Genomic DNA, 1,579 nt, shown 5'->3' on the forward strand with positions numbered 1-1,579 from the left:
TGGCGTTTTCCATATTTTGTTTTTTGTTCGCTAAACTTCGGGTCTCGACTTCTGAATTGGTTGTCTGGTATGTATCCGTTTATTTGATTCTCATGCAGATATTTCATGTTGGCTTCATTCGCAAAACCTGTATCTGCCGTAACGATTGTACCTGTTTGATATATGTTATCGCTGATATTCAATCGCTTAAATCTTGCTTGCACTGTATTTAAGATTGGTTGCAAACTATGATGCTCTTGTCCTTCACCAAACGCTTGTGCATCTACGATGATTTGGTGTTTCTTATCAACTGTCGCCAGTCCGTTGTAGCCTTGTATTGTGCCTTTGCTTGTGGTCATTTTGGCCGATTCGTTGTCGGTGATGTTGCTTTTTACTTCTTTATTTCTGCGGCCTTGTCTTGGCTCATTTGTATTTAAAAATTTATCTATTTTATCGTGTGCTTTATTTAGTGTGTCTATCATTTGCGTATGGCGTTTTTGCTGAGCATCATCTGCAGCTTGTTCATCTTGGTCTGCATTCTCGTGTTTGTTTAGATAATGACGCATCTGACGCTTTATTTTATCGCGTTTTTGTTCTAGTTCTTTAAAGGTACCAGACCATTCTTTCGCCGCGTTTGATGACATTTTGCAGCCATCAATTGCAAACAGTTCGTTGCCTAATAAACCTTGTTGATGGCATATCAGTAATATTTGTTCAAACAGGTTTTCTATCTCATTTTGATGGCCTGACACAAAGGCTGCTATTGTTGTATAGTGCGGCGCGCTGTCGCAGCTCAATGCTTTAAAAATGATATTGGTTTCGCAGCACCATTGTATTTCTCGGCTTGAGGTAATGCCTTTTGAATAAGCAAATAAAATGATTTTTAGTAGCACCGCTGGGTCGTATGCTGGTCGGCCATTGTGGTCATTTTTATAGTTTGGATAGAACACGCTTAAATCGAGTTTATGCTCAATTAAATAATGTATTGCATGTTCAAATGTGCCAGCTTGCAGTTGGTCTTCGTAATTAATTACAACCATACTAGTTTGGTTGTAATTGGCAGGAATAAACTTAGGCAAAATCAATCTCCGTTGAAGATTTGATTTACCTATTAGATCACAAACGGATCCGCGGATAAAGCTGTTTTCAAAGGTTTTTCTACAGTCTCAACGCCGCAATATGGGGCGCAAAAAAAGCTTGGCTATAATAGGAACGAAGTGACGCAGCCAAGCTTTTTTGCGTCCCTTCATAATTGCTTTGTTATGTGCCGTGTATTTAATTGCCACGTTCTCGTATTACTAATGGCCCAACTACTTCGAACCCAACAAAACACACTAAATAGATAAACATTAAAAATAACACCAAATAATAGCTCATATACTCATGAAAGTAGAACGCACCAAAAATCAAAGCAGGTGTAAATAATATATAAAACAAAAAGCTATAAAACTGATTTATAGCTATTTTCGAATTACAAACTTTGCACCGCGCAGCCAAAAATATCAGCGGCAATATGGAAATAGACTTATTTTGGCAAATTGGGCAAATACGTTTCATTTTTCTCTAGGCACATAACAATTTAATATCGACCCATTGGGTC

1 protein-coding gene is annotated in these 1,579 nt (G+C 37.9%); it reads right to left on the minus strand.

What is annotated here, in order from left to right; translation table 11 throughout:
- Window positions 1-1,058: transposase (locus DS2_RS19285; protein ID WP_035016722.1), on the minus strand; the 1,058-nt coding region annotated here is incomplete at its 3' end.
- Window positions 1,059-1,579 lie beyond the last annotated feature (521 nt).

The organism is Catenovulum agarivorans DS-2 (assembly GCF_000568405.1).
Taxonomy (GTDB): Bacteria; Pseudomonadota; Gammaproteobacteria; order Enterobacterales; family Alteromonadaceae; genus Catenovulum; species Catenovulum agarivorans_A.